8 protein-coding genes are annotated in these 9,543 nt (G+C 34.8%); 2 read left to right on the top strand and 6 right to left on the bottom strand.

Features of this window, described 5'->3' with window-relative positions; all coding sequences use genetic code 11:
- Positions 1–44: 44 nt before the first annotated feature.
- The 3 genes from malD to KI369_RS17370 all read right to left on the bottom strand — a co-directional run bounded on the left by malD (position 45) and on the right by KI369_RS17370 (position 3,510).
- Positions 45–887, bottom strand: coding sequence for a maltosaccharide ABC transporter permease MalD (malD, locus tag KI369_RS17380; protein ID WP_001022608.1), 843 nt, complete (start codon positions 885–887; stop codon positions 45–47).
- Positions 888–2,186, bottom strand: a complete 1,299-nt coding sequence (malC, locus tag KI369_RS17375; protein ID WP_212956753.1) for a carbohydrate ABC transporter permease — start codon at positions 2,184–2,186, stop codon at positions 888–890.
- A 64-nt stretch (positions 2,187–2,250) separates the two neighbouring features.
- A complete protein-coding gene (locus KI369_RS17370; protein ID WP_212956752.1) occupies positions 2,251–3,510 on the bottom strand; it encodes an extracellular solute-binding protein in 1,260 nt (419 codons plus the stop codon).
- A 324-nt stretch (positions 3,511–3,834) separates the two neighbouring features.
- On the opposite strand from KI369_RS17370, the gene KI369_RS17365 reads away from it, so the two are divergent.
- Positions 3,835–5,595: an alpha-glycosidase gene (locus KI369_RS17365; protein WP_212956751.1), complete on the top strand. Its 1,761-nt coding sequence runs from the start codon at positions 3,835–3,837 to the stop codon at positions 5,593–5,595.
- Positions 5,596–5,634: 39 nt separating this feature from the next.
- Here KI369_RS17365 and malL read toward each other — a convergent pair whose 3' ends face one another.
- Positions 5,635–7,311 (bottom strand): glycoside hydrolase family 13 protein, encoded by a 1,677-nt coding sequence (gene malL, locus KI369_RS17360; protein ID WP_212956750.1) that lies wholly within the window; start codon positions 7,309–7,311, stop codon positions 5,635–5,637.
- A 261-nt stretch (positions 7,312–7,572) separates the two neighbouring features.
- On the opposite strand from malL, the gene KI369_RS17355 reads away from it, so the two are divergent.
- A complete protein-coding gene (locus KI369_RS17355) occupies positions 7,573–8,673 on the top strand; it encodes an ABC transporter ATP-binding protein (RefSeq protein ID WP_151632857.1) in 1,101 nt (366 codons plus the stop codon).
- A gap of 65 nt (positions 8,674–8,738) precedes the next feature.
- On the opposite strand, the gene KI369_RS17350 is transcribed toward KI369_RS17355, so the two are convergent.
- Together KI369_RS17350 and KI369_RS17345 are read right to left on the bottom strand one after the other, a co-directional pair.
- Positions 8,739–9,248: an SDR family NAD(P)-dependent oxidoreductase gene (locus tag KI369_RS17350; protein ID WP_000218416.1), complete on the bottom strand. Its 510-nt coding sequence runs from the start codon at positions 9,246–9,248 to the stop codon at positions 8,739–8,741.
- A gap of 64 nt (positions 9,249–9,312) precedes the next feature.
- Entirely contained in the window at positions 9,313–9,411 is a 99-nt protein-coding gene (locus tag KI369_RS17345) for a hypothetical protein (RefSeq protein WP_000145654.1), read from the bottom strand.
- Positions 9,412–9,543: the final 132 nt, after the last annotated feature.

Genomic DNA, 9,543 nt, shown 5'->3' with positions numbered 1-9,543 from the left:
TTATAGGGAGATGAAAAGAAAAATGGGACGTAATGTCCCATTTTTCATCCTTTCGTACCTCCAGCAGTTAAACCAGAGATAAAGTATTTTTGTAGTGATAGGAATAAAATTGAAATTGGGATCGCAATCAATACGGAACCCGCTGCAAACGTTGTAAATTCATTACCAAATTTCTTCGCTACCATTTCATATAACCCAACTGCTAACGTATAATTTTCTGGTGTGCGCAAAATAATACTCGCTAAAATGAAATCTGTAAATGGACCGATGAAAGTGAATAACGCTACAACTGCTACGATTGGCTTTGCAAGTGGCATAATGATTTGCCAAAAAATACGGAAATGTCCTGCCCCATCCATACGAGCTGACTCATCCAATTCTTTCGGAATCGTATCAAAATACCCTTTCATAAGCCATGTATTCATTGGGATTGCCCCGCCGACATAAATTAAAATTAATGCAAGGTGCGTATCAATTAATCCTGTTAACTGCGCTAATACGTATAGAGCGATTAACGCTGCAAAGTTTGGAATCATTTGCAGAATTAAAAATGTTAATAAACCATTTTTTCTTCCAACAAAACGGTATCTTGAAAATGCATAAGCAGTAAAACTAATTGCTAACACTGAGAAAATCATCGTTAAAACACTTACTTTTAATGTGTTTTTATACCATAGTAAATAATTACTATTCTCTAAATCTAATAACTTACGATAATGATCTAACGTTGCATTTTGTGGAATAATACTTGATCCAGATAAACTATCACCTGGATTAAACGATGAGCCAATAATCCATAATAATGGATAGAAAATGATGGCACACATTACGAAAATAACGAGATAACTTAATGAGAGACGTAACATCTTTTGTCTTTTAATATTCATTTACATCATATCCTCTTCTTGGAATGATTTTGTTCTCTTAAATTGCCATAACGCAACTGTAATAACGATTAACGATAAGATCATTGTAAGAGCTGCTGCTTTTCCGTACTGCGCTGAAGTCATCGTTAACTTATAAATCCATGAAATTAAAATATCTGTTCCACCTGCGTCTTGTCCAGCTACAGCAGGACCTCCGCCGTTAAATAGATAGATGATACTAAAGTTATTAAAGTTAAACGTATATTGCGTAATTAATATTGGTGCTGTTGCATATAGAACAAGTGGCAATGTAATTTTACGAAACTGTTGCCAAGCAGTAGCTCCGTCCACTGTAGCAGCTTCATATAATTCTCCTGGAATCGATTGCAGTATACCTGTCGTCATTGCAAAGACGAACGGGAATCCAAGCCACGTTTGAATCATAATTAAAGCAACCTTCGCCCAAAATGGATCTGTCATCCAAGCAATCTTTTCAATTCCGAATAAAGCTAATACTTGATTGTTAATTGCTCCAAATGTTTCATTAAACATACCAGAGAAAACAAGAATAGATACGAATGCTGGGACTGCCCACGGTAAAATGAAGATTGTTCGAATAATCGCCTTCCCTTTAATACCAGGCTGATTTACGATAATTGCTAAGAAAATACCAAGTGCAACTTGTAATGTCGTGGCAACGAATGTCCAAATGACAGTCCAAGAAAATACACTTAAAAATGTCTCTCTCCACATCGGTAATGTAAAGATATCAATAAAGTTTTTAAATCCTACCCAATCTACTAATTTAGCTGGAGGAGAATGATATAGATCATAGTTCGTAAATCCAATTAAAATTACGAAGATGATTGGAAATACAACTACAAAGATAAGTAATAGAAAACCTGGTGAAACCATTAAATATGGAAAACCTTGATCTAGTAAATTACGGTATTGCTCTTTTACAGAATTTAAAGGTGTTCCTATATCACGTTTCTTCCCGTTTTGGTATGCATCATATAAATTAAACGCATATATTCCGAGTCCAAACACGATGACAATGAGTGCCAAGATTCCTTCTACTAATAGAAAGACAGAATGGTCACGTGGAACCTCTGTACCAAGCGTTACAATTCCCCATAATCCCATATTTAATAAATCAGCAAATGCTACAATAAATGAACCTGTTAATACTAGAAAAATAAGACCTTTTACAAATTGTTTATTATATATTTGGCCCATGCCTGGAATGATTGATAACATGGTTGCCATTTTCCTATGTTTTGAACCGTTTAAGCCTTTTGCTGGTTCCAATGTTTGCATGTTCCTTCCCCCTTTTTTCTGGGAGAGAATTCGTACCCCTCATATGAGAGGCACGAATTTCACCTTATTTTTTCTTACTATGATTTGCCTCAATATTACCTTTAATTTGCTTCACTGCATTATCAAGTGCTGCTTTTGGTGCCTCTTTCTCCGTAACAACTAATTGAAGCGCATCTCCAGCTGGTTTCCATACTTCTTGCATTTCTGGAATGTTTGGCATTGGAATTCCATTTTCAGATTGCGTTGCAACTGCTTTTGCAGCTTCATTATCTTTAATGATTGGATCTTCCATTACTGCTTTTACTGGAGGAATTTCTTTTGTTTTCTCAAATCGAATTTTTGCGTTTTCTTCATTTGTTACCCATTCAGTAAACTTTGTAGCTAAATCATTTTGTTTAGAGAAACTTGTTACATGCCATCCTTTAACCCCAACAAACGTTTTCATTGGTTGACCGTTTGGTAATTTTGGCATTGGAGCAACACCATAATCAATTCCGTTCTTTTCCATCGCTTGGAACGCCCATGGACCATTCATAATAGATGCTGCTTTTCCTTCGTTAAATAGTCCATCAGCAGCAGGTCCACCAGATTCACCGATAATACCTTTCGGGAATAACTTTTCTTTGTACCATTTTTGAAGATATTCAGCACCTTGTACTGCTCCGCTATTATTTAATCCAACATCACTTGCATTTGGCTTCCCATCTTTTTCACCAAACACATAACCACCCATACCTGCCATGAATGCATTAGCAAAGTAGAAGTTATCTCCTAATGTTAAAAATCCGTACTTGCCATCTTTTGTAAACTCTTTTGAGAAGTTAAACAGCTCGTCCATCGTTTCTGGTGCTTTTGGCATTAATTTTTTATTGTAAATAAAGATTGGTGTCTCAATCGCTTTTGGTAAACCATATAATTTTCCGTTATATGTCTGTGCCGCTATTGATGACTCAGTAAATTTACTCTTAACAGCATCGTCAGCTTTCACTTCAGAAAGTAAACCTTCTGTTACTGCGTTTCCGATTTGATCATGTGGCAATGTTACAACATCTGGTCCAGTCCCCGCTGGTCCATCAAGGCGTAACTTCTTCACTTGATCTGTCATTTGCATTTCAACAACTTTTACCTTTACTTTATATTTTTCCTCAAAGCTTTTCACTGCTGGTTCTAAACCAACACCTTTTTTATCATCTTCCCAAACGAGAAGATCGTAATCTTTCTTTGCTTTACTTTCTTCTTTTTTCCCTGAATCTTTCGGTCCACATGCAGATAACATACCAATTGATAATGCTGAAACCGTTAATAATGATAATGCTTTCTTCATCCCAAAAACCTCCCTAAATTGTATATGTACCTTACTAATTGAAAACGTTTGCATTTAATGGTTTAATAGAAGCGCAAACACTATCTTAATCTATGAAAACGTTTGCGCTATTTGTCTATCATTATACATTCTTTTATTCATTTTGCAAATATTAATTTTAAAAATATTATTACTATACTCTTTGTACATTGACTTTATATGAAATGAATACTACTCTTATAAGCAATATTAAAGCTATGCAAAAGGCAATCGTTTGCAACATATGCTTTATTATTACACGTAAGGGAATAATATGTATGGAGATATTAAAGGGGGATTTTCTATATGCTTAAAGAAGCCATTTATCATAGGCCAAAAGATAATTACGCATACGCTTACGATGAAAAAACGATTCACATCCGAATACGTACGAAAAAAGACGATGTTCAAAGCGCCACTCTTATTTATGGTGACCCTTATGATTGGAAAGACGGAAAATGGATTACATCAAGTACACCGATGAAAAAAACTGGTTCTACTACATTATTTGATTTTTGGTCCATTTCCATTGAACCCAAATTTAAGCGCTTACGTTACGGATTTGAATTAAAAGCGGAGACAGAAACGCTTATTTATGCAGAGCGAGGATTTTTTTCCAGCATTCCAAATGATGACGTTGGTAACTTTTTCTGTTTCCCATTTATTCATGCAAATGATGTATTCAAAGCACCTTCCTGGATTAAAGACACCGTTTGGTATCAAATTTTCCCGGAACGGTTCGCTAATGGAGATCGTGCACTAAATCCAGAAAACACCCTTCCTTGGAGCAGCGCTGAGCCAACTCCAACTAATTTTTTCGGTGGAGATTTTACCGGTATTATTCAAAACCTTGATTACCTTGTGAAGCTTGGAATTTCGGGAATATATTTCACACCTATTTTCAAAGCACATTCAAACCATAAATATGACACAATTGACTACATGGAAATCGATCCGCAATTTGGTACAAAAGAAACGTTTAAAGAACTCATTCAAGCATGTCATACACACGGTATAAAAGTAATGCTCGATGCCGTATTTAATCATAGTGGATACTTTTTCGATAAATTTCAAGATGTACTAGAAAATGGTGAGCAATCAGCATATAAAGAGTGGTTCCATATTCATGAGTTCCCAATTAGAACTGAGCCACTTCCAAATTATGATACTTTCGCGTTTACACCGTATATGCCTAAATTAAATACAGCACACCCAGATGTAAAAGAATACTTACTTGAAGTAGGGCGTTATTGGGTAAGAGAATTCAATATAGACGGTTGGCGCCTTGATGTAGCAAATGAAGTCGATCATAGCTTTTGGAGAGAATTCCGAAGCGAGATAAAGGCATTAAATCCTGAAGTATATATATTAGGAGAAATTTGGCACGATGCACTACCATGGTTACAAGGAGATCAATTTGATGCTGTAATGAGCTATCCTGTTACAAATGCTCTACTGTCTTACTTTGCCAACGATTCCATTCAAGCAAATGAATTTATGAAACAAATTACAGAATCTCTCCATTCCTACTCTATGAATGTAAATGAGGCAGCGTTTCATTTATTAGACAGCCATGATACACCAAGAATATTGACAACATGTAACGGAGATAAAAATAAATTAAAATTACTTTATGTATTCCATCTTTCTTTCATCGGCTCTCCTTGTATTTATTATGGAGACGAAATTGGTATGGACGGCGGTATGGATCCAGCTTGTCGCAAATGTATGATTTGGGATACGAAAGAACAAGATCATCTATTATTTACACATGTACAAACATTAATTTCATTACGAAAGCAACATAAAGCATTTGGAGGACATGGTGCTTTCCAATTCATCGAAGCAAATGATGAACATAATTATATTTCTTATACGAAAACATATGAAGATGAAACTATCTTTTTCGTTTTAAATCCGACTAATAGTGACATTACAGCTTCACTCCCTCTCCATGTTACCGGAAAGAAAATCATTAATATTTATACAAACGAAGAATTTTCAGCGGAAGCAAGTGTATTACAAGTCACACTTCCTCCATATGGATTCTCCATATTAAAATGGTAATCAAAAAAGCCTTATACCGAAGTGGTATAAGGCTTTTTCTTATTTCACTTTGAATACCATCGCTTCATACGGACGTAATGTCATGTTATCTATCGATCCACTCTCTACGTCGTAATTGTGTATTAATAACTCTGATTCACTATAACTAACGTCCTCAGGCAATTCAAATACACATTCTTCCGCAGTAAAGTTTGCAATAACAAGAAGTTTTTCTTTTCCATATGTTCTTACGTATGCAAAAATAGAAGGATTATTCTCTAATATTAAATCGTATGATCCATACACAACTATTTCATTATTTTTGCGTAGTTCAATTAATTTTTTGTAGTAATAAAAAATTGAATCTTCGTCTTGGAGTGCTTGTTTCACATTGATTTCTTTATAGTTAGGATTTACCGTAATCCAAGGCTCACCTGTTGTAAATCCAGCATGATGCTGATCATCCCACTGCATCGGTGTTCTAGCATTATCTCGGCCTTTTATATAAATAGACTGCATCACTTTATCTATATCTTCACCGTGCTCGATAACTTTTTCCTTATACATATTTAATGTTTCAATATCTCGATATTCACCAATCGATTCAAATCGAACGTTCGTCATTCCGATTTCTTCTCCTTGATAAATATACGGTGTTCCTTTCATCATATGAAGCACCGTCGCTAACATTTTCGCAGATTCAATACGATACATTCCATCATTACCAAAACGAGATACAACACGTGGCTGATCATGGTTGTTCCAATACAGGCTATTCCACCCTGTATGCTCTAATGCTTTTTGCCACTTCGTTAAATTCTCTTTTAAAGTAAGGAGTGAGCATGGTTCTACATCCCATTTTCCGCCTTCTCCCGAATCTAAATCCATATGTTCAAATTGGAATACCATTTGCAGTTCTTTTCGTTCTTCCCCAGTATACATTTTCGCCTCTTCTGTCGTTACACCAGGCATTTCACCAACCGTCATAATATCATAATGAGACAATACTTCTTCATTCATTTCATGTAAATATTTATGAATGTTTGGACCGTTCATAAAATGCTTATGACCTGAAACATACCCCTCTTCCTCGGTTTCAACAGCTGGTAATCCCTCTTCTTTAGAAATAAAATTAATAACATCCATGCGGAAGCCATCAATTCCTTTTTCTAACCAAAACTTCATCATTGCATAAACATCTTGTCTTACCTTTTCATTATCCCAATTTAAATCCGGTTGTTTTTTAGAGAACAGATGTAAATAATATTCATCTGTCATTTCATCATACTGCCATGCCGACCCACTGAAAGCTGCCCCCCAGTTGTTCGGCTCTTTTCCTTCTTTTCCAGAACGCCATATATAGTAATCTCTATATTTATTATCTTTTGATTTACGTGATTCAATAAACCAATTATGTTCATCAGAAGTATGGTTAACAACTAAGTCCATCATAAGTTTCATATTACGTTCATGCATTTCATGTAATAGCTTATCCCAATCTTCCATTGTTCCGAACTCATTCATAATTTTACAATAATCACTTATATCATAACCATTATCATCATTTGGAGATTCATAGACCGGTGATAACCAAATGACATCAATCCCTAATTCTTTTAAATAGTCTAGCTTCGAAATAATACCACGAAGATCTCCAATACCATCACCGTTACTATCCATAAAGCTACGAGGATAAATTTGATATACTACACTTTCTTTCCACCACTGTTTTTCCATTATGCTACCCCATTTCATTAATAATTCGATTTTCTCTTTTTTAAGGCGCAAACGTTTTCATTAATGAATGATAACAGATTCTACCTTAATTTAAAATAGCGCTTACAATTTTTATTCTTATATTTCTAAGAAAACATACGAAAATTACTAATATACCTCTAATAAATGAAAACGTTTTATTTTTTTGTTTATTTTTTGAATCTATTCGTTTATAATGAACTCAAAGAAAACGTTTGCATAATTTTCCTAGGGGGCAATACCATGGCAGAATTGAAATTAGAAAACATTTATAAAATATATGATAATAACGTAACAGCTGTAACAGATTTTAATTTACACATTCAAGATAAAGAGTTTATCGTATTTGTCGGTCCTTCTGGATGCGGAAAATCTACAACATTACGAATGGTGGCTGGACTTGAAGATATTTCAAAAGGAGAGTTTTCAATTGATGGTAAGCTAATGAATGATGTCCCTCCAAAAGATCGCGATATCGCAATGGTCTTCCAAAACTATGCTTTATATCCACATATGAGTGTGTATGATAATATGGCATTTGGATTAAAACTTAGAAAAATACCAAAAGACGAAATCGATCGTCGTGTGAAAGATGCAGCAAAAATTTTAGGACTGGAGCAATATTTAGATAGAAAACCGAAAGCGTTATCTGGTGGGCAACGTCAACGTGTTGCGTTAGGTAGAGCAATCGTTCGGGACGCGAAAGTGTTCTTAATGGATGAACCTTTATCTAACTTAGACGCTAAATTACGTGTTGCAATGCGCTCAGAAATTTCTAAATTACACCACCGTCTTGGAACAACAACAATTTACGTAACACATGATCAAACAGAAGCAATGACAATGGCTTCACGTCTCGTTGTTATGAAAGACGGAAAAATTCAACAAATCGGAACTCCCAAAGAAGTATATGAAACACCTGAAAACATTTTCGTTGGTGGATTTATTGGCTCTCCAGCGATGAATTTCTTCCGTGGTAAATTAACTGAAACCGATTTCGTTATAGACAATGCAATAAAAATTAAAGTAACTGAAGGAAAAATGAAGATGTTACGTGAACAAGGCTATGTAAATAAGGAGATTGTTTTAGGTATTCGCCCTGAGGACATGCATGATGAACTATTATTTTTAGAAGCTTCACAATCTACTGCCTTCACAACAAAAATCGAAGTTGCTGAATTACTAGGTGCTGAATCTATTTTATATATGAAACTCGGAGATCAAGATTTTGCAGCACGTGTTGATGCAAGACATACATTTTCACCTGGAGATCAAATTAAACTAGCATTTGATATGAATAAAGCGCATTTCTTTGATAGCCAAACTGAACAACGTATTCGTTAAAAAATAATTTTTCCTATATCACATACAAAAAAACCGTCCACATATTTTGAGGGCGGTTTTCATTATTATACGAGGGCTTCTACTGTATGAAATGATTGTCCTTTCGTGCCAATAATACCGAAAATAGGTAAGTCACTCAGCACCACTTCTTCTTGCTGTTTCATAAAAGATGACGTTAATTGTTTTATCTCTATCCAAACGTCATTAATACAAAGTACATTGGAATCGTTCTCTTGTTGGCGTGAAAAAATAGAATCTATTTTATATAAACCAGCATTTTGAAAAAGCATATCAATGCGACTGAATGCATTCAAAGTAATGCTAATTACGCGTTGCCAATCACCTTGCTTTTCCATATCATAGGATACAAAAAGTGCTTCTCCGCCTAGATTCGTAATTTCCTCCACTGTTGCTTGTCCACTTTCTTGATCAATGTCCGTCACAATTACTTTTGCGCCTTGTTTAGCCAACAAAAGAGCTGTATTACGTCCAATACCGATGCCACCGCCAGTTACGATAGCAACTTTTCCTGCAAGCTTCATTTTCATTACCCCTTCTATAAGTCTTACCGTCATTCAGTATACTCCTTTATGAGATTAGTCTGCAAGCAAGAAAAGTTGCTTATTCATTTGTAAACGGTTACTTTTTTGCTCCTTCTTTTTTCTTACTATTACGCTGATCAAAAACTAAACCGATGAAAATTAAAATCCCCCAAAAGATTACACTACCTCCAGTCATTTCAATTTCCCCCTTATTATATAAAGATATTATTTTAATTATTATAACATTTTCTTAATTTTCAATCTATTAAATCCAAAAATGATATTATTATATAAATGTATTTGTATAACAAAAAAGACCTTCTTATTT

This window comes from Bacillus sanguinis, from assembly GCF_018332475.1.
Taxonomy (GTDB): domain Bacteria; phylum Bacillota; class Bacilli; order Bacillales; family Bacillaceae_G; genus Bacillus_A; species Bacillus_A sanguinis.
Note: the sequence above shows the minus strand (reverse complement) of the source record. Positions and strands in the feature narration are given on the sequence as shown.